Raw genomic sequence first — 23,038 nt, 5'->3', positions numbered from 1 at the left:
TCAGTAGGTCCCAAGGGGGCATGTTTCACGTGAAACATGCCCCAAAGCGGACTCAGTGCTCGGCCTCAGTGCGCCGCTTCGGCGATGTGCTGCGTACCGATCCGCTTGCGGAACACCCAGTACGTCCAGCCCTGGTAGAGCAGGACGATCGGGGTGGCGACCCCCGCGCACCAGGTCATGATCTTCAGTGTGTACGGGCTCGACGAGGCGTTGGTGACCGTGAGGCTCCAGTCCGCGTTGAGCGAGGACGGCATGACGTTCGGGAAGAGTGACAGAAAGAGCATCGCGACGGCCGCCACGATCGTGACCCCGGAGAATGCGAACGACCAGCCCTCACGCCCGACTTGGATCGCCCCCAGCGCCGCGACCAGAGCGACGACGGCCACGACCAACGCGACCAGGCTCTTGCCGTCACCGCTGTCGACCTGGGTCCAGATCAGGAAGGCCAGTGCCAACAGGGCGGTGACGAGACCGACTTGAAGGGCCAGCTTCCGTGCCCGCACCCGGATGTCACCGACGGTCTTGAGCGCCGTGAACACCGCGCCGTGGAAGGTGAACAGCGTCAGCGTGACCAGACCGCCGAGGAGGGCGTACGGGTTGAGCAGGTCCCAGAAGTTGCCCACGTACTCGAAGTTCTTGTCGATCTTCACGCCCCGCACGATGTTGCCGAAGGCCACACCCCACAGGAACGCAGGGAGCAGCGAGGTCCAGAAGATCGCCGTCTCCCAGTTGCGCTGCCAGTTCTCCTCGGGCCGCTTCGCCCGGTACTCGAAGGCGACGCCCCGGACGATCAGGCAGACCAGGATGATCAGCAGGGCGAGGTAGAAGCCGGAGAAGAGGGTGGCGTACCACTCGGGGAAGGCGGCGAAGGTGGCGCCGCCGGCCGTGAGCAGCCAGACCTCGTTGCCGTCCCAGACCGGGCCGATCGTGTTGATCAGCACCCGCTTCTCGGTGCGGTTACGGGCGAGCAGCTTGGTGAGGATGCCGACCCCGAAGTCGAAGCCCTCCAGGAAGAAGTAGCCGGTCCACAGGACGGCGATGAGGACGAACCAGACGTCGTGCAGTTCCATGACAGTTGCAACTCCCTCGGCCTAGTACGAGAAGGCCATCGGCTTGTCGGCGTCCTGGGAGTCGCCGCCGATCTTCGTGGGCGGGTTGAGGTCGGCCTCGGTGAGTTCGGGCGGGCCGGCCTTGACGTACTTCGCGAGCAGCTTGACCTCGATGACGGCGAGGATCGCGTAGAGCGAGGTGAAGACGATCATCGAGGTGAGGACCTCGCCCTGGGAGACGCTGGGGGAGACGGCGTCACGGGTCTGGAAGAGGCCGTAGACGACCCAGGGCTGGCGGCCCATCTCGGTGAAGATCCAGCCCCAGGAGTTGGCGATGAGGGGGAAGCCGAGGGTCCAGATGGACACCAGCCAGTAGAGCTTGGTGAGTTTCGGGCCGAGGGCCTTCTTCTTGAAGAGGACCACGTTCGGGACCTCGTCCTCGCCGACCCGCAGATGCTGGGGCAGCATGAACTTCTTGCGGGTCAGCCAGAGTCCGGCCAGGCCGACGGCGAAGGACGCCATGCCGAAGCCGATCATCCAGCGGAACGCCCAGAAGGTGACGGGGATGATGGGCCGGTAGTCGCCGGGGCCGTACTTGGCCTGCTCGGCCTTGTTGGTGTCGTTGATACCGGGGACGTACGAGCCGAAGTCGTCGTCGGCGAGGAACGACAGTATCCCGGGGATCGAGAGCTCGACGGTGTTGTGGCCCTTGCTGACGTCGCCGTAGGCGAAGATCGAGAACGGCGCTGAGTCCTGACCGTCCCAGAGGGCCTCGGCGGCGGCCATCTTCATCGGCTGCTGCTTGAACATGACCTTGCCGAGGGTGTCGCCGCTGACGGCGGTGAGCAGTCCGGCGATGGTGACGGTGATCAGGCCCAGCCGTAGCGAGCTCTTCATCACCGCGATGTGCTTCTTGCGGAACAGGTGGAAGGCCGCGATGCCGACCATGAACGCGCCGCCGGTCAGGAAGGACGCGGAGAGCGTGTGGAAGGCCTGCGCGAGCGCGGTGTTCTGGGTCAGGACGTGCCAGAAGTCGGTGAGTTCGGCACGGCCCTTGGCTTTGTTGATCTTGTAGCCGACGGGGTGCTGCATCCACGAGTTGGCGGCAAGGATGAAGTACGCCGAGAGGATCGTGCCGATCGAGACCATCCAGATGCAGGCCAGGTGGATCCGCTTGGGGAGCTTGTCCCAGCCGAAGATCCACAGCCCGATGAAGGTGGACTCGAAGAAGAACGCGATCAGCGCCTCGAAGGCGAGCGGGGCACCGAAGATGTCACCGACGAACCGCGAGTAGGCGGACCAGTTCATACCGAACTGGAACTCCTGCACGATGCCCGTGACGACGCCCATGGCGATGTTGATCAGGAAGAGCTTGCCCCAGAACTTGGTGGCTCTGAGGTACTTCTCCTTCTCCGTGCGCACCCACGCGGTCTGCAACCCGGCCGTGAGAGCGGCGAGCGAGATCGTCAGGGGGACGAACAGGAAGTGGTAGACGGTGGTGATGCCGAACTGCCATCGCGCCAGTGTCTCCGGCGCCAGAGCCAAATCCACGTCGTCAGTCTCCTTATGTCGCCGTGGTCACAGCGGCAGTTTGCCCCTTATGTCACACGCATCACTGGACAAGCAGGACACGCTTGTGAACGCGTTCACATTCACAAGGATTATGACGCATGGCTGTTCGACATGTGATGGGCGGGGGGTCCCTAATGCAGTCCCGTACGTCACATCAGCCGGGGCCGGTCGGCCTATGGCGCGGGGCGCCCCGGTTTCACGTGGAACCGAGACGCCCCGCAGGTTCGCGACCGTCGTTCACAGACCCTTGTCGTTCACAGCTCCTTGCGGAAGCCCTCCGCCACCTTCAGGAAGATGTCGTTGGCCTCGGTCTCCCCGACCGTGATCCGCACACCCTCGCCCGCGAACGGCCGCACCACCACGCCGTGCTGCTCGCACACCGCCGCGAAGTCGACCGTGCGCTCCCCCAGCCGCAGCCACACGAAGTTCGCCTGGGTCTCCGGAACCGTCCAGCCCTGGGCGCGCAGCGTGTCGACCACGCGGGTGCGCTCGGCCACCAACGAGCCGACCCGGCCCAGCAGTTCGTCCTCCGCGCGCAGCGAGGCGACCGCCGCGTCCTGCGCGAGCTGGCTCACCCCGAACGGCACCGCCGTCTTGCGCAGTGCCGCCGCCACCGGCTCGTGCGCGACAGCGAAGCCGACCCGCAGCCCGGCGAGGCCGTACGCCTTGGAGAAGGTGCGCAGGACGCAGACGTTCGGCCGGTCGCGGTAGAGCTGGACGCCGTCCGGCACCTCCATGTCCCGGATGAACTCGCGGTACGCCTCGTCCAGCACGACGAGCACATCGCCGGGCACCCGGTCCAGGAAGCGCTCCAGCTCGGTCCGCCGTACGACCGTGCCCGTCGGGTTGTTGGGGTTGCAGACGAAGATCAGCCGGGTCCGGTCGGTGATCGCGTCGGCCATCGCGTCCAGGTCGTGCACATCGCCCGGGGTCAGCGGCACCTGTACGGCCGTGGCGCCGCTGATCCGCGTGATGATCGGGTACGCCTCGAACGAGCGCCAGGCGTACATGACCTCGTCGCCGGGGCCGGCGGTCGCCTGGATCAGCTGCTGGGCGACGCCGACCGAGCCGGTGCCGGTGGCCAGGTGGGAGACGGGGACGCCGAACCGTTCCGCCAGCTCGTTCATCAGGCCGGTGCAGGCCATGTCCGGGTAGCGGTTGAAGGAGGCGGCGGCCGCCGTCACGCTCTCCATGACACCGGGCAGCGGCGAATACGGGTTCTCGTTGGAGGACAGCTTGTAGGCCACCGGACCGTCCGCCGCGGCGGGCTTGCCCGGCTTGTAGGTGGGGATACCCTCCAGCTCGGCGCGCAGCTTGGGGCTCGTCTCGCTCACCGCAGTCCTCCTTGTGACCACCACCGGATTTCAATACTGCTCACCTTATGAGGATTCGACGTCGCCGCGTACAGGTCGCGTCCGGGTGAGCGGCCTGCGGACGTCGGCCGGGACTGCCTCACATGTCACATCCACATCAGGGGCAACACCGCACGAAGGCGCACGAACCGGGGGCGCGCTGTACATATATCTATGCGCCGGTAGCTCACGCCGTGGCGCGCATCCCTCGTGCAGGTGAGTTGAGACCTCTTCGAAACATCGGGGACTTGGCAGGCCCATGCGCGCCGACAAGTCACGTAATGCCATCGAAACGTTTAACTGACTTTGTTTCTAAGGCAGTTGACCCTTCATGACCTTGCAGAAACGTGCCTGTCAACGCGTGCATATGCGTCCGCACTACCCCACCGCATGAGCCCTACTATCGGCTCGCCATGACAGCAGCAGGGAAGCACCAGGTGAGCCGCGCGGAAACCTCTCGTCGAGGAAGCCGGCCGGGCCGGGCGGGAATCAGAGATGTGGCCGCCGCGGCCGGAGTCTCCATCACGACCGTCTCCGACGCCCTCAACGGCAAGGGCCGGCTCCCGGACGCCACCCGACGCCATGTCCGCGAAGTGGCCGACCGGCTGGGCTATCGCCCCTCCGCGGCGGCTCGCACGCTCCGTACCGGGAAATCGGGCCTCATCGGCCTGACCGTCACGACGTACGGGGATGAACCTTTCACCTTCACCGAATTCGCGTACTTCGCCGAGATGGCGAGGGCGGCCACCTCGGCCGCGCTCGCCCGCGGCTACGCCCTCGTGATCCTTCCGGCGACCTCGCGCCACGACGTGTGGTCGAACGTCGCCCTGGACGGCACGGTCGTCATCGACCCGTCCGACCAGGACCCGGTGGTCAGCGAGCTCGTCCGACAGGGTTTACCGGTCGTCTCCGACGGCCGCCCGGCCGGCTCGCTCCCGGTGACCGCCTGGGTCGACAACGACCACGAGGCCGCCGTCCTCGGCATCCTCGACCACCTTGCCGACGCCGGCGCCCGCCGGATCGGCCTGCTCACGGGCACGAGCACGGACACGTACACACACCTCTCGACCACCGCATACCTGCGTTGGTGCGAGCGGGTGGGCCAGGATCCGGTGTACGAGTCCTATCCGGCGCACGATCCGTGCGCGGGCGCCGTCGCCGCCGACCGGCTGCTCGCCCGGCCCGACCGGCCCGACGCGGTCTACGGCCTGTTCGACCCCAACGGCACGGATCTGCTGGCCGCCGCGCGCCGCTACGGGATGCGGGTGCCGGAGGATCTGCTGCTGGTGTGCTGCAGCGAGTCCACGGTGTACGCCAACACCGAGCCGCCGATCACCACGCTCTCACTGAAACCGCGCCGCATCGGTACGGCGGTGGTACAGCTCCTCATCGACGCCATCGAGGGGGTCGATTCGGACCTGCCGGTCGAGCAGGTGATACCGACCGAACTGATCATCCGTACGTCGTCCCAGCGACGCCCACCACGGACGACGGTGAGTCCGCCTCGGTCGCCGGAGGGGAAGTAGGGCGACGTTGGGCCGGAATGGGCGGGATTGGACGGCCGGTGGGTAGGACAGCCCGTCGGTCGAGTTCCCGGAGGGGGCGAACAGCCGGTCGGCCGGGCGGGCCGTCCGGCGGTCGGGGGGCCAGCGGTCGGGCCGTCTGTGGGCGGGGCGACGGGGCAGGCCTGTCGGCCAGTCTGGCTTCGGTGGGCGGGGCAACGGTCGGGCCTGTCGGCCAGTCGGTGGATCGGTCAGTCCGGTGGGGGGCTGTCGTCGGGTCTTACGGTGGTCTGTCTGCCTGTTTCCCTTCCCGGTGCGCCTGATCCCGGTCAGGCCCGGGCTGCCCGGTTGTGTGAACCGGTCGGGCGGTGGGTCGGGCCGGCGGTGGGTCAGGTCGGCGACAGACCGGGCGTGGCGGTGGAGCTGCCCCGGCGAGCCTGTCGGTGGGTCGACCGTCCGGTGGGTCCGCCTGCCGGCGCTTTCCCGCGTCGAGGGCTGCTCGGGGTGTGGTGACGGACATGGGGGGCGGGGTCGTGGCCGGGACGGGGCGGCGTTGGGCCCCTTCTCACGGCCCGCGCGGTGAGGGGTGGGACGGCCGGAGGGGGAGGACGTCGTAATGGCTGGGGGGAAGGACGTCGTGACGGGCTCCGCGAGGCAGTTGGTGCGGGGCCGGGCGTCTCTCGGGGCGGAGTGGCGGGTGGGCGGTGCCCGGGCGCTCCCCTCGGGCTCCGGTACGGGCCGGACGGTGCCGGGACTCCCACCCGGCGCCGTTCGGGCCGTACCGCCCGCCCTGCCCCCTCGACGCCCGCCCAACCCTGTGTCCCCGGGCACGCATCCGTTGCCGTTCGGCCCGTATCGCCCGGTCCCGCCCCTTCAACGTCCGCCCGCCCCGTCTCCCCAGGCACCCACCCGGCACCGGAGCCGACCACCGACCGGTCGACGGCAGGCGGTCGTACCGAAGTCGGAGGTGGAGTACGGCAACCGCCGGAGGTCACCGCACCGGCGAAATCCAGCCGCCCTTCCGGCGGGAACCGATCGGCCCTCGGGTGCTGGTCGAGTGGTCGAAGCCCTGCCCAATCGGGGCGAAAGCCACGGTGAGCCGGAGTCCTGCTCTGATTCACCACCCCTGGGTCATCACATGGCGCGATCCGCATTCCTATGATGGGCCCACGACACCGCGGGCCGCTGCGACCAGGCAGTCCGACGCGGTGCAGACGCGGCGCGATGGTGGAGGGGTCGATGACTCAGGGGGCCGGTCAGGGACCCGAGGTGGAGCGGACGGCGACGTTGCGCGACTTCCGGGTACCGGCGTATGTCCACGAGACCGGTCCGTACGCCGACAGCGCGCAGCCCGGCGCCGTACGACCCGACGAGGAGGCCTTTGACGAGGCCTATCCCGACGGGTACACGCCGACTCAGCGCGATCTGCCGGTCATCCATCGGGGTGACACGGTTCAGGTCGCGGTGGACCCGGCGTCGGTGAGCATTCCGCGGCAGACGGAGGGCCCCGGTCCGCTGTTCGTCGTAGGGGATGTGCACGGCTACCTGGACGAACTGGTGGCCGCACTGCGGGAGAAGGGCCTGATCGACGCGGCCGGCAGCTGGTGCGCGGGCACCGCGCGGCTGTGGTTCCTCGGCGACTTCACCGACCGCGGCCCGGACGGCATCGGCGTCATCGACCTGGTGATGCGGCTGTCCGCCGAGGCCGCCGCGGCCGGCGGCTACTGCAAGGCCCTCATGGGCAACCACGAGCTGCTGCTGCTCGGCGCCAAGCGGTTCGGCGACACCCCCGTCAACTCCGGCGCGGGCACCGCCACCTTCCAGGCGGCCTGGCTGCTCAACGGCGGCCAGAAGACCGACATGGACCGCCTCCAGGACGTCCACCTGCAGTGGATGGCCCGGCTGGACGCCATGGAGGAGGTCGACGGGCACCTCCTCGTCCACTCCGACACCACCGCCTACCTCGACTACGGCGACTCGATCGAAGCGGTCAACGACAACGTCCGCGAGACCCTCACGCGCAACGACGCGGACGAGGTGTGGGACGTGTTCCGCAAGTTCACCAAGCGCTTCTCCTTCCGCGACGAGGGCGGTGCCGAACATGTCCGCTCATTGCTCGACATGTACGGCGGTACCCGGATCGTGCACGGCCACAGCCCGATTCCCTACCTTCTGGGCGACGTCGGCTCCGAGGACGGCGAGGACACCGCGAGTCCCGTGGTCGAGGGACCTCACGTCTACGCCGAGGGACTGGCCATCGCGATGGACGGCGGAGTGACCATGGCCGGAAAACTGCTGGTCCAGCAACTGCCGTTGGATATCTGAGCGTTTAACGGGCAGACGTCCCCCTCGGAGGACCGGCGGACGACAGCGCTGGCCAGGGGCCAATTTCTGGAAACCCCCTGTCACCGTGTGCCGTCGCCGCTCTACCATCGGCTTATCCGTAGCAGGCTCCCCTCCGTTTCTGCCCGACGGCTCGTTGGCATGCGAGCCCCAAGCCCTACGGAGCATCGGGGGATGCACATGAACAGCGTTCCGCAGCACCTGCACAGCGAGGACCGCCAGGAGTACGAGCGGATCCTCGACGAGGCGCTGCGCTCCGCCCCTACCCGCCCGGAACTGGCCGCTGTCGGTAAGCGGCTCAACCCCGAACAGCTGCGCACCATGGCGCTGAACGCCACCGCACTCATCACGGCGGCCGCGGCGACCGAGTACCAGCACTACGTGAAGGTCCGCGAGGAACTGCGCCGCCCGGCGTCGTCCACCCCGTCGTCCGTCCCCGAGACCGGCTCCGCGGAGCCGGACGGCATGGGCGCGATGGGGCTCGCCACCACCCTGGGGGAGGCTGCCGAAGGTGCGGGTGCCGTCGCCGTCGCCGCCGTCCTCACCCCCGTCCTCGCCGGCACGGCCGCGGCGATATTCCTGCTCGTGGGTTACATCCTCAAGATGCTCACCCCCGAACCCGCGTTCGCGCAGACCATGCTCACCGCCGGCTGGGTGTTCGGCGCGATGACCGCCGCGGCGATCCTCGTCGCCGCCATCGGCCTGCTCCTCACGGCCCTGCGCAACCGGCCGACGTTCGACGCCGACCCCTACGGCGAGTCGGGCGGCGAGGTGGCCCGGGCCAGGGAAGCCTGGCACGACGCCCTTCTGGAACGCGGCATCCTGCCGTTCCTCCAGGAGGCGCTCGCGGCCCCGGGCACGGCTGCACTGCGCCGTACGACACCCACGGGCCCGAGTCGCATGCCGCACCTCGGCTACGACCGCCCGGGCTTCTCCAGCCCCGACGACGGCCCGGAACCGGGCCACCGCCCGAGCTTCAGCAGCCCGGACTTCTCCAGCCCGGACTTCGGGGGGCCCGACCACCAGCCGGAGTAGCCCCTCGGCTTGCGCCCCCACCCAGGGGAGCGCAAGCCGAAAACCCGAGTTCACGGAATTCGGCGAATTATCTGCGCTGCGACCCACCGGTGAATGCGATCGGCGCGCAGCATGTACTTGATTACCGTCGAAGTGCGGAACGGAACGAAATCGATGGCCTGATGTTCCCATCCGTCCGCCACCCCTCTGCTGATACGCGCCTGCATTTCGGCACACCTCACGTCCTTGAGCCGGCCGTAGAAGTGGGCGCTCCATTGCCGCTTCTCGATGTCCCGCATGAAGGCCGGCCTGTCGAGTGCGTACTCGTGCGGTTCCATGGCCAGCTCCTCGCGCATGCCGCGCCGCGCGACCGCGTGCAGATCCGGCGCGCTCCTGCCGACGGACCCTGTTGCTGCGCCGCGTGACGATCAGCGTGTCGTCGGCCGTCACTACCACCATTTTCACGGCGAAACTGCATTGCAGAAAAGCAGGTGCCGACAGCGGGTCCTCGGGATCGAGATAACGCGAACGAGGGTGGTCCCGTCGGCCAGCCGACGGTCCAATTGCTGGGCCGCGAGAAGAGTTTAGTAGTCCGTCAGACGCAGACTCAGATGGAATTCCGGCTGTTCTTCGAGAGCGGTCTGGGAGATGTCACCCATGCCAAGCAGGGCAGGGCAGGGCAGAGACCTTGATCGCGGCACGCGTGGCTTGTCTCTTCCGTTACGACCTCCAACGGGGTTCGCCGCGATGGGCTCGTACGGGGGCTACCTCGACCTCTCATTCGGAGGGCAGCCCCATCCTCCCCCGCGCCCCGATCCGGTTGGCTGGTGATCGTCACCGATCAGGACCAGGAGCAACGGGGGATTCGGACATGCAGATGCCGTCGTCGAGGACGACCGGCGCCGCCGTGCTGGCAGCGGCGTTGCTCGCACTCGGCGCGCCCGTGGCCGCGACAGCCACCACCGGACGCCCGGCGCCGAACCACCCCTCCCACGTGTACGACGAGGCCACGCTCCAGCACGACCTGGCAGCCGTACGGAAGGCCGGGGGCGGCCATGTGAACGTGCTGGCCAGGGTCGACGGACCGAACGGCGCACCGCTCATGGCCCGCATCGGCACGCGCACGGTCGACTCCACGGCCCCGATCCCCTGGAACGCGCACTTCCGTGTGGCGAGCACGACGAAGACGTTCGTGGCGACCGTCGTCCTCCAACTCGTGGCGGAGAAGCGGCTGTCGCTCGACGACACCGTCGAGCACTGGCTGCCGGGAGTCGTCACGGGCAACGGCAATGACGGCACCCGCATCACCGTCCGCGACCTGCTCCGGCAGACCAGCGGCCTCTACGACTACATCGACGACCCGGCGATCCAGGACCGCCTGATCAACCACTTCGACGAGAACCGCTACGACACCACCCCGGCGGCCGACCTCGTCGCCGTCGCGATGAAGCACCGCCCGCTCTTCGTGCCGCAGTCGGGCGGGGCCACCCGGTGGGCGTACTCCAACACCAACTACCTGCTGGCCGGGATGATCGCCGAGAAGGCCGGCGGTTCGAGCTGGCAGGACCTGGTCGCCCACCGGATCGTCGCGAAGCTCGGACTGCGCAACACCTCCGTCCCCGGCCTCAATCCGTTCCTGCCAGACCCGCACGTGAACGCGTATCTGACGACCGCCGACGGCAAGCGTCTCGACGTCACCGACCACAGCTTCCAGCACACCGCGGACTCCGGTGTGGTCAGCACCACCGCCGACCTGAACACCTTCTTCCGGGCCCTGGCCGGCGGGCGACTGCTCCCCGCCGCGCAGTGGCGCGAGATGCGGCAGACCGTGCAGCGGACCGACGACCCGGAGGACGTGGCCGAGATGCCCGAGGGCACCTACGGCCTCGGCCTGCGCAGGATCCCGCTCTCCTGCGGCGGCTTCTACTACACCCACGAGGGCGACGGGGCGGGCGTCAACACCCGCCCCGCGGTGAGCGCCGACGGCAGGCGCGCGGTGACCGTCTCCATCACGACCACCACCGCGCCGCCGGACCTCACCGCCCTCAACCGTGCGACAGGCACCCTCGTGGACCACGCCCTGTGCGACAACACGTCAGCCAAGGGCTCGCCGAAGAGCTAGTTACCGTGCTGGGCCGTGCCCGACCCCGCCGGCCGTCGTCAGTCGGCGATCGGCAGGTACACCCGGTTCCCCGCCGCCGCGAACTCCTTCGACTTCCGCGCCATGCCCTCCTCGACCTCCGCCTTGGTGCTGCCGTGTTCACGGCGGATGTCCTGGGAGATCTTCATCGAGCAGAACTTCGGCCCGCACATCGAGCAGAAGTGCGCCGTCTTGGCCGGCTCCGCCGGCAGCGTCTCGTCGTGGAACTCCCGTGCCGTGACCGGGTCGAGGGCCAGGTTGAACTGGTCCTCCCAGCGGAACTCGAAGCGGGCGTCGGACAGCGCGTCGTCCCACTCCTGTGCACCTGGGTGCCCCTTGGCGAGGTCGGCTGCGTGGGCGGCGATCTTGTAGGTGATGACGCCGGTCTTGACGTCGTCACGATTGGGCAGGCCCAAGTGCTCCTTGGGCGTGACATAACAGAGCATGGCCGTGCCCCACCAGGCAATCATCGCGGCACCGATGCCGGAAGTGATGTGGTCGTACGCAGGCGCGACGTCCGTCGTCAGCGGGCCGAGCGTATAGAACGGAGCTTCATCACAGATCTCCTGCTGAAGGTCGATGTTCTCCTTGATCTTGTGCATCGGGACATGTCCCGGGCCCTCGATCATGGTCTGTACGTTGAAACGCTTCGCGATCGTGTTGAGTTCCCCGAGCGTCCTCAACTCGGCGAACTGCGCCTCGTCGTTGGCGTCCGCGATCGACCCCGGCCGCAGACCGTCGCCCAGCGAGTACGTGACGTCGTAGGCGGCGAGGATCTCGCAGAGCTCCTCGAAGTTCTCGTAGAGGAACGATTCCTTGTGGTGTGCCAGGCACCAGGCCGCCATGATCGAGCCGCCGCGCGAGACGATGCCGGTCTTGCGGTTCGCCGTCAGCGGTACGAACGGCAGCCGTACGCCCGCGTGGACGGTCATGTAGTCCACGCCCTGTTCGGCCTGTTCGACGACCGTGTCCTTGTAGATCTCCCAGGTCAACTCCTCGGCACGGCCGTCGACCTTTTCGAGCGCCTGGTAGAGCGGCACGGTGCCGATGGGGACGGGGGAGTTGCGCAGCACCCACTCGCGGGTGGTGTGGATGTTGCGGCCGGTGGACAGGTCCATGACCGTGTCGGCGCCCCAGCGGGTCGCCCAGGTCATCTTCTCGACCTCCTCCTCGATGGAGGAAGTGACCGCGGAATTGCCGATGTTGGCGTTGACCTTCACCAGGAACCGCTTGCCGATGATCATCGGCTCGATCTCGGGATGGTTGACGTTGGCCGGCAGCACCGCACGCCCCGCAGCGATCTCCTCGCGGACCACCTCGGGCGAGACCTTCTCCCGCACGGCCACGAACTCCATCTCGGGCGTGATCTCGCCCCGTCGCGCGTAGGCGAGTTGAGTCACCGCCGTCCCCTCACGCCCTCGGCGCGGCTGCCGCGGGCGGCCCGGGAACACCGCGTCGAGGTTGCGGAGTCCGCCGCGCGGTGACGTGTGCTTGATTCCGTCGTCCTCGGGGCGGACGGGGCGGCCCGCGTACTCCTCGGTGTCGCCCCGGGCGATGATCCAGTTCTCCCGCAGCGGCGCCAGCCCCCTGCGGACGTCGGTGTCGACGAGCGGATCGGTGTACGGACCGGAGGTGTCGTACAGCGTCACGGACTGTCCGTTGGTGAGGTGCACCTGCCGGACCGGCACCCGCAGATCGGGGCGCGAGCCCTCGACATACCCCTTGTGCCAGCCGACGGACTTCCCGGCCGCAGGGGGCTCCCCAGCCTCCGTCGGCTGCTCGGCCCGCGCGAACTCCCCGCCCGGAATGGACTGTTCGTCCTGGCTGAAGGCAGGCGTGCGTGCGTCCTTGTTGGTCATGAGACCTACTCCCTACGCCGGCATTACCCGGTAACAGGTTCGGCGGTCGACGCAGCGGCTTCCATCAGTCGATGTTTCATGTGAAACATCACTCACTTCAGGTGACGTTTCCCGTGAAACATCGCAGAGACGGAGGTCAGCGCCCTCTCAGCCCGGTGCTCCGAGCTCCCGCGTGTGCAAAGGTGCCTCCACGCTAGCGTCATATGTGGCGCGCTGAACAGTGGGCCTCCGGCGTTCTTGCGATGATCGGGCGGTGACCACGACGCAGCAGCCTCCGTACCCGCCGACCGGGCCGCCGCACGGCCATGCCCACGGCCACGGTCCCGAAGGCGACCGTGGTTCCGGGTCCGGGGACGACCACAGCTCCGGTGGCGACGGCGGGCACGGTGCCGGCGCGGGTGGTGGGCACGGTCACTCGCACAGTCACGGCCCCGCCGCCCCCGTCTCCCGTCACCTCCGGAAGGTCATCGCGGCGATCCTGATCCCGTTCACGGTGGCGGTCGTGGTCGGCATGGTGGTGCTGTGGCCCGGCGGCGCCCCGTCGCACAAGCGCACCGGCGTCGGCTTCGACCGGCAGACGCAGCAGGCGACGGTCACCAAGGTCGTCAGCGTGAGCTGCGCCTCGGTGAACGCCTCGGGCGGGGGCTCGACCGGGGACACCTCCACGGCCGAGGGCTCCTCGGCGCAGCAGGAGGCGGGCGGCACCTGCAAGAAGGCCACGGTCACGGTCAGCACCGGCAAGGACAAGGGCCGTACGTTCACGGAGATCGTGCAGCCCGACCAGTCACGGCAGTTGCACCAGGGCGAGAAGGTCGTGGTCGCCTACGAGCCCTCCGCGCCCAGGGATCTGCAGTACTCGGTGACCGATGTGAACCGGAAGTTCCCGATGGCGCTGCTCGCCGGGATCTTCGCACTGGCCGTCGTGGTGGTGGGCCGGTTGCGTGGCGTCATGGCCCTGATCGCGCTGGCCATCAGCTTCATGATCCTGAACTTCTTCATCCTGCCTGCGATCCTGCACGGCTCGAACCCGCTGATCGTGGCGGTGGTCGGGTCGAGCGCCATCATGCTGATCGCTCTCTACATGTGCCACGGGCTGTCGGCCCGTACGTCCGTGGCGGTGCTCGGCACGCTGATGTCGCTGGTGCTGATCGGTGTCCTGGGTTCGGGGTTCATCGGCTGGGCCGCGCTCACCGGCAACACTGACGACAACACGGGCCTGATCCACGGGCTGTACCCGTCGATCGACATGAGTGGTCTGCTGCTCGCCGGCGTCATCATCGGTTCGCTCGGTGTGCTCGACGATGTGACGGTCACGCAGACCTCGGCGGTCTGGGAACTGCACGAGGCCAACCCGGCGATGGGCTGGCGCGGGCTGTACCGCGCCGGTATCCGGATCGGCCGCGACCACATCGCATCCGTGGTCAACACGCTCGTTCTCGCGTACGCGGGCGCCGCCCTGCCGTTGCTGCTGCTCTTCTCCATCGCGCAGAGCAGCGTGGGGTCGGTGGCCAACAGCGAGTTGGTCGCCGAGGAGATCGTGCGCACGCTGGTGGGCTCGATCGGCCTGGTCGCCTCGGTGCCGGTCACCACGTTGCTCGCGGCCCTGGTGGTCTCGGCGGACCGACCGGGACGCGAAACGGCTCCGGCGGGGGCTGCTGCATCGGCCACGGTGGCGCCGGGTGGCAGGCCCACGGGAGCGCCCGATGCCAAGCCGGCGCCGGCGCGCGGCGGCAAGGGCCGCCGCCGCAAGCACTGAGGGCAGGCACCGAGAGCGGCGAGAACCGCCGCACGGAGCCACGCAGAAGCGTTCCTGCGATCCCAGGGCCCCTTCCCGGGGTTCTCCGGAAGAGCTCCGCCCCCTCGCGGCCCCGCAGACCTCCAGGGCGCCACAGATGCCTCCAGGGGCTTCGGGCCCCTTGGTGAAGCGTTACGCCAACTCCCCCCACCGCCATGGCAACGCTTCAGCCGGCGCTCTGCTCCTCCGCCAGGATGCGGTCCAGTGCCTCGTCGAGGTGAGCGTCGAAATCCGCGAGCGCACCCTCCTGACCGAGCGGAACCAGCCGGTCGGTGCGGTCGAGGAACGCCACGAGCGGGGCCGCACCGGTGCGGAACAGCGCCTGGTCGCCGCCCACCTGAAGCCTGATCAGCACTTCGCCCAGCGTCTCGGGATCGACGGGCTCGATCCGGACATCACCGTCCCCGGACGCCCGGCCCACCCCGTCGATCAGTAGCTCCCGGCCGAAGGCCCAGGTCACCGGGGCATCGCCCGGCAAGTGGAAGGTCAGCCGTACGGCGTACGGATCGCGCGTCTCGTAGCCCAGTTCGACCGGGATACGGAAGGAGAGCTCCTCGGAGACGAGGAAGCTCATCATGACCTCTGCCTGTACGGACTCGCGCATCGCCTATCCCGTCAATTGCCGCCGACTGGCTGGGAATGATCCCCGTGACACTGAAGGAATATTGCTGAACGTACACAACAGATCACAAGGAGTAAGTTTTCAGATACTGATAGAGAGTGCGAGGGACCCCAGCAGCCTGCCGACCTCGGTCTGCAACTCCCGGGCAGCGGCCGGCAGACGGTCGGCCTGATGCAAGGGAAGAGAAATGGCCATCGTGGCGGCCGTACTGCCGAGCGTGATCGGAATCGCCGCGCAGACCGTCCCCAGCGCGTACTCCTGACGCTCCACCACCAGCTCCATCCGCCGCATCCGCTCCAGGCGCCGCAGCAGGGAGTGACCGTCCCGCACGGTGTACGGCGTGAGGGAGCGCACGGGGTAGCGGTCGAGGTGGTCGCGCCTGGCGTCCTCGTCCAGCTGGGCGAGCAGACACTGGCCGATCGCGTGCGCGTGCCCCGTCTCACGGAAGTCGGCCCACTCCTCGACCGCCGGATTGCCGGGGCTGTCGGAGACGCACATGACCTCGATCTCGCCCTCGCGGTACATCGCGTAGTAGACCGGCACACCGATCGAATCCCGCCAGGCCGCCAACGCGTCCACGAGCGTGCTGCGACGTTTCTCCTGCGCCCCGCTGCTGCTCAGCCTCTCGGCCGCCTCACCGAGGAAGAACAACCCTCTGTCACGGCGGAGATAGCCCTCGTATACGAGGGTGCGCAGCAGGTGGTACGCCGTGGGAAGCGCGAGGCCGGTCTCGCGGGCCAACTGCTTCGCGGGGGCGCCGTGTTCGTGCGCGGCGACGGACTCCAGCAGCCGCATCGCCCGCTGGACGGAGCCGATGAGGGTGGCGGCGGGCTGGGGCGGGGGCTCGGGTGCCGTCGCGGAGCGCTGCCGCGGCGGGGCCGCCACGGGACGCAGCTGTGCGGGGACCGCCACCGAACTCGGCCAGGTCGGCGGGCCGGGCTGGGTGGGGGGTGCGTGCTGTTCTACGGGTGCGGTGTCAACCGTGGCCAAGGGTCACTTCCGGAGCGCGAGGGGGCAGCCCGTGCGGGGAACACGGAGAGGGGGTGCGCCGCCCGCGGGGTTCGTCCCCGCGTCGAATTCCGGACTGTAACCGCCCGCCACCGCCCGCGGACGGCCCGTCCGGAAAACTTCCCCCGCCCGAGGGAACCGGTGATTCCTGTTACCGATCACCGGTTGCCCGGCAGGACCTCACCACTCGCTGCGTGAGGAGGAACCCGCCGTGAACTTCCGCACGACGTAGATCAGTCCGCCGACGAGCGCCACGAAGACCAGCGCCTTGAAGAGCAGTCCGATGACAAAGCCCACGACGGTCGCTATCAGCCCGCCGAAGACGACCAGGGCGATGACCGGCACCGCGACCCACTTCACCCACCACGGCAGTCCACCGAAGATCTCTCGCATCGCCCTCGTCCTTTACCTCTCCGCCCGTCGCTCGTACCGGGTCCCGTCGGTGTCCGGCGCTGCTGTGCCGGACCTCTGATGTTCTGCACTCGATGCTAGGGCGGCCGACGGCAGAACGGGGGCCTCGCATCCCTTGTCCTCCCCTGACCGTTCCCCTAGGGAACCCTGAGACGCGGGTCAGGCTTCCGGTGGAGAGCCGGGCTTGCGGAGGCTCAGGCCTCCGGCGGCGAGAACACCACCAGCACCCGCAGGTCCTCGCTGATGTGGTGGAACTTGTGGGCCACCCCGGCCGGCACATAGACCACGCTGCCGCGCGCCACCTGGGTGGTCTCCATGCCGACGGTGATCGCGGCGCGGCCGCTCACGACGAAGTACACCTCGTCCTGGTTGTGCGGTTGCTGCCGGTCGTGATCGCCGGCGTCGAGCGCGTAGAGGCCGACCGACATGTTCTTCTCGCGCAGGAACTGCAGGTATGCGCCGTCGTTGGCGGCACGCTCCGCCTCCAGTTCGTCCAACCGGAATGCCTTCATCGCCCTCGTCCACACTCGGAGTCGATCTCTTCTGTCACGATCAGACACATGAAGAATTTTCTAGTCAAGACGATCGCCAACGCGGGCGCCCTGGCGGTGGCCGTATGGCTGCTCGACAAGATCACCCTGACCGGCGACAGCACCTTCAAGAAGGTCTGGACCCTGCTCCTCGTCGCCGTTGTGTTCGGCCTGGTCAACTTCCTCGTGAAGCCGATCGTCAAGTTGCTGACCTTCCCGCTGTTCATCCTGACGCTCGGTCTGATCACCCTGGTGGTCAACGCGCTGATGCTGCTGCTCACCTCGTGGCTGGCCGACAAGCTCGACCTGAGTTTCCACGTCGACGGCTTCTGGACCGCCGTCCTGGGCGGCCTGATCATCTCGGTCGTCTCCTGGGCGCTCAACCTCGCCCTCCCCGACGGGGACTGAGGCGCGATGACCTACCGCGTCAGCTTCGTCTGCACCGGCAACATCTGCCGCTCCCCGATGGCCGAATCGGTCTTCCGCGCGCGGGTGGAAGAGGCCGGGCTCGGCGATCGGGTCGAGGTCGAGAGCGCGGGCACGGGCGGCTGGCACGAGGGCGACGGCGCCGACCCGCGCGCCGTCGCCGTCCTGGCCGAGCACGGCTACGGGACCGACCATGTCGCACGCCAGTTCCAGGCCTCCTGGTTCGCCCGCCTGGACCTCGTCATCGCCCTCGACTCCGGCCACCGCAAGACCCTGCGCCGCCTCGCCCCGACCGAGCAGGACGCCGGGAAGGTCCACCTGCTGCGCTCCTACGACCCCGCCGCAAACGACGACCTCGACGTGCCGGACCCGTACTACGGGGGTCTGGACGGCTTCGAGGAATGCCTTGAGATGGTGGAGGCGGCGAGCGAGGGCCTGCTCGCCGCGGTACGCGAGGAAGTGGAAGGACGAGCGATATGAGTGATTCCGCCGCAGACGCAAGCGTCGGAGACGGCACCGGGGACGGCACGCGCGCGGTGCGGGCCGGTCTGCCCGAGATGGTCAAATACGAGCCGACGCTCCCCGGACCGGTGTTCGCCGCGCACTTCCACCTCCCGGGCGAGGTGACGGGCCCGTACAGCTACGGCCGTGACGACAACCCGACCTGGACCCACCTGGAGCGCGCCATCGGCGAGCTGGAGGCACCCGGGCGGAGCGATGTCGAAACCCTCGTGTTCGCCTCCGGGATGGCCGCCATCTCGGCGGTGCTCTTCTCCCAGCTGCGCGCCGGCGACACGGCCGTACTGCCGAACGACGGCTATCAGGTACTACCCCTGGTGCGCGCCCAGTTGGAGGCGTACGGCATCGAGGTGCGCACCGCGCCGACCGGCGGGGACGCCCAGCTCGACCTCCTCGACGGCGCGAAGCTGCTGTGGATCGAGACCCCCTCGAACCCCGGGCTCGACGTGTGCGACATCCGCAGGCTCGTCGAGGCGGCACACGCGCGTGGCGCCCTCGTGGCCGTCGACAACACCCTCGCCACACCCCTGGGACAGCGCCCGCTGGAACTCGACGCCGACTTCACCGTGGCGAGCGGGACCAAGCAGCTCAGCGGGCACGGGGACCTCCTTCTCGGATACGTCGCCGGAACCGACGCCGCCGCGATGACCGCCGTACGCCGTTGGCGCAAGATCGTCGGCGCGATTCCCGGACCCATGGAGGCCTGGCTCGCGCACCGCTCGATCGCCACGCTCCAGCTGCGTGTGGACCGGCAGGACGCCACCGCGCTGATCCTCGCCGAGGCCCTGCGGGGGCGGGACGACGTGACGGGGCTGCGTTATCCGGGGCTGCCCGACGATCCCTCGCACAAGGTCGCCTCGCGGCAGATGCGGCGCTACGGGTGTGTGGTTTCGTTCACGTTGCCCACGCGCGCGCGTGCCGAGCGTTTTCTCGACGCGCTGCGACTCGTGGACGACGCGACGAGTTTCGGCGGGGTGAGGTCGACCGCCGAACGCCGGGGACGCTGGGGCGGGGACGCGGTGCCCGAGGGCTTCGTTCGCTTCTCGGTGGGCGCCGAGGATCCCGAGGACCTGGTGGCCGATGTGCTGCGTGCGCTGGACGAGTCGGCGCGGTGACCGCTTTACGTATCGCCGGTCGGTGTCCTGCTGCGCACAACGGACGGTCCGAGCCTCCCCCCTCGTGGCTCGGACCGTCCTCGGTTCTGCGCGCGAAGAACCGCGCGCACAAGGCTAGTTGACTCTGTGTCAGTGTCCAATCACAGTAGCGACAGAGACCTATCGACTTATTTATAGTTGGGCCCTGCCCGGGGCCGGAAGAAGGGCGGGGAAAGGAGAGTGCGTGCCATGGATCTGGCCTTGCTGCGCACCTTCGTGACCGTGCACCGGGCCGGCTCCTTCACCCGCGCCGCAGCCCTGCTCGGTCTCTCCCAGCCCGCGGTGACGTCCCAGATCCGCACCCTGGAACGGCAGCTGGGCCGCCCCTTGTTCCTGCGCCAGGCCCGTGGTGTCACCCCCACGACCATGGGCGACGAACTCGCGCACAAGGCCGCGCCGCATCTCGACGCCCTCGTGGAGATAGCCGAGACCGGCCCCGACAACGACTCCTCCTTGCGGACCCTGCATCTCGCCGGGCCCCCCGAGTTCACCGCCGAGCGGGCGCTGCCCGCGCTCACGGAGCTGACCGGCGACGACGGCCAGCCGTTCGCACTGCGCGCGTCCTTCGGGAATGCCGAGGAAACCCTGGAGGGGCTGGCCGCCGGACATCATGATCTGGCCATCAGCACGGCCCGTCCGCGGGGCGCCCTCCTCACGGCGACAACGCTCTGCGACGAGGAGCACATACTCGTCGCCGCTCCGCGCTGGGCCGAGCAGATCGGCTCCGTGAACGCGGACCCCAAGGACGCGCCCGCTCTGGACGGCCTCCCCCTGATCGAGGTCCACGAGTCGCTGCCCTTCGTCTCCCGGTACTGGGCGTCCGTCTTCGACTCCCGTCCGGCAGCCCCGGGCACCGTCATCGTGCCGGACCTGCGCGCGGTGCTCGCCTGCGCGAGCGCGGGCGCCGGACTCGCGGTACTGCCCCGCTATCTGTGCGTCCCGGCACTGGAACGCGGCGAGGTTGTCCCGCTCCACGAACCGGCCGTGCCGCCCCTGCGGACGTATTTCCTCGTCGTACGGACCGGAACTCTTGCGATGCCGCACATCGCCCGGGCCCACGAGTGGCTGCACCGTGCGGCCACCGGATGGGGCTGACCAGGTACTTTGCTGTCGCTTCGCGTCGACGGCGTCGAATGTCACGCTCTGAACCGCCGAGGTGACGTTTCGCGATGTTTCACGTGGAACCAGCCGGGCCACATTTCTCCCATGACCGTCCGACCCGTGGTCAAGCGCACCGCACGTGCCGTCCTCCTCGACGGCGACGACCTGATCCTGATCAAGCGCACCAAGCCCGGTGTAGATCCCTACTGGGTCACGCCCGGTGGCGGGGTCGAGCCCGAGGACACCACCGTCGTCGATGCCCTGCACCGAGAGGTGTACGAGGAGCTCGGCGCCAAGATCACTGACGTGGTTCCCTGCTTCGTGGACACCGTCGAGCACATCGGCGCGGACGCCACGGCGACCGGCGTCAAGGTCCAGCACTTCTTCGTCTGCCACCTGGAGTCCATGGACCCGGCGCTGCGCCACGGCCCCGAAGTGGATGCACCCCTCGGCGAGTACGAGATCGTCAGAGTCCCGTTCACCCGGGTAGGCATCGCGTCCGTCCATCTCGTGCCCCTGTCCCTACGGCACTATCTGGACGGCAACATCGAAGGCGTCCGCGCGATGCACGCACCCGACCTCGGCTGAGCTCTTCGGCACCGGGTCAGTCCCCGGCGGCCACCAGTTCCTCGACCGAGTCGTGCCGTATGCGCTCCGCCGGGATACCGACGTCCTTCAGAGCGTCGACACCGCTGCGGATCATTCCGGGCGGGCCCGAGACATAGGCGTCGTAGCCACTCCACGGCCCGTACGTCCTTATGGCGTCCGGGAGTTGGAGGTGCGCCTGCTGGTCGACGACCGTCCGGACCGTGAGCCATGGATACGACTGCTGGAGCCGGAGCATCGTGTCGATGTCATAGAGGTCGTGGTCGGTACGAGCCCCGTAGAACACCTCCACGGGCCGCCGCTCGCCGTGCTCGGCAATGTCCTCGACCAGTGCCTTGATCGGCGCTATGCCGGTGCCGCCGCCCAGGCAGAGCAGTCCGCTGTCGGTGCCGTGGTTCACGGTCATCGAGCCGGCCGGCGGACCGAGCCGGATGACGTCGCCGGGCCGGGCCCGGTGCACCAGCGCGTTCGAGACCCAGCCCGCCGGGACGGCCTTCACATGGAAGGTCAGCAGTCCGTCCGAGCGGGGCGCCGAGGCGAAGGAGTAGTGCCGCCAGATCCGCGGCCACCAGGGCGTCTCCAGGCTCGTGTACTGCCCGGCGAGGAAGGGGTAGGGCTGGTCGGGGCGGACGGTGACGACCGCGATGTCCCGCGTCCTGAGATCGTGGGCGACGACCTCCGCGTTCCACCAGGCCGGGGCGCGCAGTTCGTCCGCGGCAGCTGCGTCGATCATGACCTGCGAGATCGTCGTGTACGCCCGGACCCAGGCCGCCTCCGTCTCCCCGTCCCAGACCGCCGAGGCGTATTTGTTGAGCGCGCCGATGAGGCACTCGCCGACGGCCGGGTAGTGCTCGGGCCTGGTGCCGTACTTGCGGTGCCCGCGGCCGAGGTTCTGCAGATACGCGACGAGCACCTCGGTGTTGTCGATGTGCTCGGACGCGGTGAGCAGCGCCTTCAGCAACCGGTCCCGCTGGGTGTCCATCGCCGCCGGGAACAGCGACCGCAGCTCGGGGTGGCGTACGAAGAGCAGCGCGTAGAAGTACGAGGTGACTTTGTCGGCCACCGGGGCGACTTCGGCCATGGTCCGGCGGATGAGTACGGCGTCCGGGGAGGCGTTCTCGGTGACGGTGCCGGACGAACGCTGGGCGGGTACACGGACGACGGCCGAACCGGGCGCGGCGACGGACGGGGCGGGTGCGGGAGCGGACTGCTCGGGCGGCAGAACCTGCGCGGGCGGGAAGGGTGACGAGGGCGCGGGAGACAGTCCCTGGACCTGCATGGCGGATGCCGTAGGCGTGGCGGGCGGAGCCTGGGCGGGAGGGACGGGTGACGAGTGTGTGGGGGGCGAAGTGTGAGCAGGCACGAAGGGCTGCGGAGGGGCCGTCGGCGAGGCTTGAGCGGGAACGAAGGGCTGCGGAGGCGCGGGCGGCAGAGGCTGGGCCGGGGTGGAGGGCTGAGGAGTGGTCCCAGCCGGCGGTATTCGCTCCTGGCCGGGCGGCACGCCCGGATGCGAACCATGGCTCTCCGGCTCCGGCGCTGTGCCCTCGGCGCTCCGGGCGGGCCGCTCCGAACTCTCTGTGGGCGGGCGCTCGTTGCCGGCCGCCGCGGACCTGCGGACCGGTCGCATCACGGCCGGACGCCGTACCGCCGTCGTCTCCCGCTCTTCGCCCGGAGGCACCTCCGGCTGCTTGCGTGGGGTGAACCAGCCGCTTCCGCCACTGCCGCCTCCGCCGCCGGACGGGCCGTTGTCGGCCGACGTGGTGGTCGGAGCGTCCATGATGTGCCTCGCCTCGAACATCTTTCGGTCGGTCGGCGTGCTTCCTCCATCGGAAGCTGCCTGCGTTCCGCGCGGACTGCTTGCTTTTCCCCGTTCGTTCAAGCGGCCAATACAGCCATATCCAACCCGCATTCCCACCGCGTACGGACAAGTAAGGCGAGAGTGTGACATTGCCCGCAGTACTCGCCTGCGGCGCCCCGCTGCGGACAAGAACCGGAGTCGACCATACCGGCCCGTGATGCGCGCACAAGTCCGGCC

At 68.8% G+C, this 23,038-nt stretch carries 20 protein-coding genes; 10 read left to right on the top strand and 10 right to left on the bottom strand.

What is annotated here, in order from left to right; all coding sequences use genetic code 11:
* Nucleotides 1–65 precede the first annotated feature (65 nt).
* From cydB to hisC, 3 genes are all read right to left on the bottom strand, one after another.
* A complete protein-coding gene (gene cydB, locus ACWDEW_RS12125) occupies nt 66–1,070 on the bottom strand; it encodes a cytochrome d ubiquinol oxidase subunit II (protein WP_450512025.1) in 1,005 nt (334 codons plus the stop codon).
* Between the two features lie 21 nt (nt 1,071–1,091).
* Nucleotides 1,092–2,600, bottom strand: a complete 1,509-nt coding sequence (locus ACWDEW_RS12120; RefSeq protein WP_450512024.1) for a cytochrome ubiquinol oxidase subunit I — start codon at nt 2,598–2,600, stop codon at nt 1,092–1,094.
* A 275-nt stretch (nt 2,601–2,875) separates the two neighbouring features.
* Nucleotides 2,876–3,955, bottom strand: coding sequence for a histidinol-phosphate transaminase (gene hisC / locus ACWDEW_RS12115; protein WP_450512022.1), 1,080 nt, complete (start codon nt 3,953–3,955; stop codon nt 2,876–2,878).
* A 431-nt stretch (nt 3,956–4,386) separates the two neighbouring features.
* Between hisC and ACWDEW_RS12110 the strand changes: the two genes are divergently transcribed.
* The 3 genes from ACWDEW_RS12110 to ACWDEW_RS12100 all read left to right on the top strand — a co-directional run bounded on the left by ACWDEW_RS12110 (nt 4,387) and on the right by ACWDEW_RS12100 (nt 8,853).
* Nucleotides 4,387–5,499, top strand: a complete 1,113-nt coding sequence (locus ACWDEW_RS12110) for a LacI family DNA-binding transcriptional regulator (RefSeq protein WP_078532683.1) — start codon at nt 4,387–4,389, stop codon at nt 5,497–5,499.
* A gap of 1,200 nt (nt 5,500–6,699) precedes the next feature.
* Nucleotides 6,700–7,800, top strand: coding sequence for a metallophosphoesterase (locus ACWDEW_RS12105; RefSeq protein WP_450512019.1), 1,101 nt, complete (start codon nt 6,700–6,702; stop codon nt 7,798–7,800).
* Nucleotides 7,801–7,992: 192 nt separating this feature from the next.
* On the top strand, nt 7,993–8,853 hold the full coding sequence (locus tag ACWDEW_RS12100) for a hypothetical protein (RefSeq protein WP_450512017.1): 861 nt from the start codon (nt 7,993–7,995) through the stop codon (nt 8,851–8,853).
* A 50-nt stretch (nt 8,854–8,903) separates the two neighbouring features.
* Here the strand turns inward: ACWDEW_RS12100 and ACWDEW_RS12095 are convergent, their stop codons facing one another.
* Entirely contained in the window at nt 8,904–9,170 is a 267-nt protein-coding gene (locus tag ACWDEW_RS12095) for a hypothetical protein (RefSeq protein ID WP_450512015.1), read from the bottom strand.
* A 533-nt stretch (nt 9,171–9,703) separates the two neighbouring features.
* Between ACWDEW_RS12095 and ACWDEW_RS12090 the strand changes: the two genes are divergently transcribed.
* The gene (locus ACWDEW_RS12090; protein ID WP_450512013.1) at nt 9,704–10,954 is read left to right on the top strand and encodes a serine hydrolase domain-containing protein; all 1,251 of its coding nucleotides are present in this window, start codon (nt 9,704–9,706) and stop codon (nt 10,952–10,954) included.
* A gap of 38 nt (nt 10,955–10,992) precedes the next feature.
* Here the strand turns inward: ACWDEW_RS12090 and thiC are convergent, their stop codons facing one another.
* Entirely contained in the window at nt 10,993–12,831 is a 1,839-nt protein-coding gene (gene thiC / locus ACWDEW_RS12085) for a phosphomethylpyrimidine synthase ThiC (RefSeq protein WP_450512011.1), read from the bottom strand.
* Nucleotides 12,832–13,084: 253 nt separating this feature from the next.
* On the opposite strand from thiC, the gene ACWDEW_RS12080 reads away from it, so the two are divergent.
* Nucleotides 13,085–14,587 (top strand): YibE/F family protein, encoded by a 1,503-nt coding sequence (locus ACWDEW_RS12080; RefSeq protein ID WP_450512010.1) that lies wholly within the window; start codon nt 13,085–13,087, stop codon nt 14,585–14,587.
* Between the two features lie 205 nt (nt 14,588–14,792).
* Here ACWDEW_RS12080 and ACWDEW_RS12075 read toward each other — a convergent pair whose 3' ends face one another.
* The 4 genes from ACWDEW_RS12075 to ACWDEW_RS12060 all read right to left on the bottom strand — a co-directional run bounded on the left by ACWDEW_RS12075 (nt 14,793) and on the right by ACWDEW_RS12060 (nt 17,179).
* Complete coding sequence (locus ACWDEW_RS12075) at nt 14,793–15,230, bottom strand: SsgA family sporulation/cell division regulator (protein ID WP_450512008.1); 438 nt, start codon at nt 15,228–15,230, stop codon at nt 14,793–14,795.
* Nucleotides 15,231–15,329: 99 nt separating this feature from the next.
* Nucleotides 15,330–16,238, bottom strand: a complete 909-nt coding sequence (locus ACWDEW_RS12070; protein WP_450512006.1) for an IclR family transcriptional regulator — start codon at nt 16,236–16,238, stop codon at nt 15,330–15,332.
* Between the two features lie 198 nt (nt 16,239–16,436).
* Nucleotides 16,437–16,649, bottom strand: coding sequence for a DUF5326 family protein (locus ACWDEW_RS12065; RefSeq protein ID WP_450512004.1), 213 nt, complete (start codon nt 16,647–16,649; stop codon nt 16,437–16,439).
* Between the two features lie 212 nt (nt 16,650–16,861).
* Nucleotides 16,862–17,179 (bottom strand): cupin domain-containing protein, encoded by a 318-nt coding sequence (locus ACWDEW_RS12060; RefSeq protein ID WP_019073397.1) that lies wholly within the window; start codon nt 17,177–17,179, stop codon nt 16,862–16,864.
* A gap of 48 nt (nt 17,180–17,227) precedes the next feature.
* On the opposite strand from ACWDEW_RS12060, the gene ACWDEW_RS12055 reads away from it, so the two are divergent.
* From ACWDEW_RS12055 to ACWDEW_RS12035, 5 genes are all read left to right on the top strand, one after another.
* The gene (locus ACWDEW_RS12055) at nt 17,228–17,605 is read left to right on the top strand and encodes a phage holin family protein (RefSeq protein ID WP_381246629.1); all 378 of its coding nucleotides are present in this window, start codon (nt 17,228–17,230) and stop codon (nt 17,603–17,605) included.
* 6 nt (nt 17,606–17,611) lie between these two features.
* Nucleotides 17,612–18,103: a low molecular weight protein-tyrosine-phosphatase gene (locus tag ACWDEW_RS12050; protein WP_450512002.1), complete on the top strand. Its 492-nt coding sequence runs from the start codon at nt 17,612–17,614 to the stop codon at nt 18,101–18,103.
* Nucleotides 18,100–19,257: a cystathionine gamma-lyase gene (locus ACWDEW_RS12045; protein WP_450512000.1), complete on the top strand. Its 1,158-nt coding sequence runs from the start codon at nt 18,100–18,102 to the stop codon at nt 19,255–19,257. Before ACWDEW_RS12050 ends, ACWDEW_RS12045 begins: the two co-directional genes overlap by 4 nt.
* A gap of 228 nt (nt 19,258–19,485) precedes the next feature.
* Nucleotides 19,486–20,391, top strand: coding sequence for a LysR family transcriptional regulator (locus ACWDEW_RS12040; RefSeq protein ID WP_450511998.1), 906 nt, complete (start codon nt 19,486–19,488; stop codon nt 20,389–20,391).
* A gap of 111 nt (nt 20,392–20,502) precedes the next feature.
* Complete coding sequence (locus tag ACWDEW_RS12035; protein WP_093627954.1) at nt 20,503–20,985, top strand: NUDIX domain-containing protein; 483 nt, start codon at nt 20,503–20,505, stop codon at nt 20,983–20,985.
* A 16-nt stretch (nt 20,986–21,001) separates the two neighbouring features.
* Here ACWDEW_RS12035 and ACWDEW_RS12030 read toward each other — a convergent pair whose 3' ends face one another.
* Nucleotides 21,002–22,801, bottom strand: a complete 1,800-nt coding sequence (locus tag ACWDEW_RS12030; RefSeq protein WP_450511995.1) for a globin domain-containing protein — start codon at nt 22,799–22,801, stop codon at nt 21,002–21,004.
* Between the last annotated feature and the right edge of the window lie 237 nt (nt 22,802–23,038).

It is taken from the genome of Streptomyces sp. NPDC001100, from assembly GCF_053598575.1.
The sequence above is the reverse complement of the archived record's forward strand: the minus strand, read 5'-3'. Positions and strand labels throughout refer to the sequence as shown.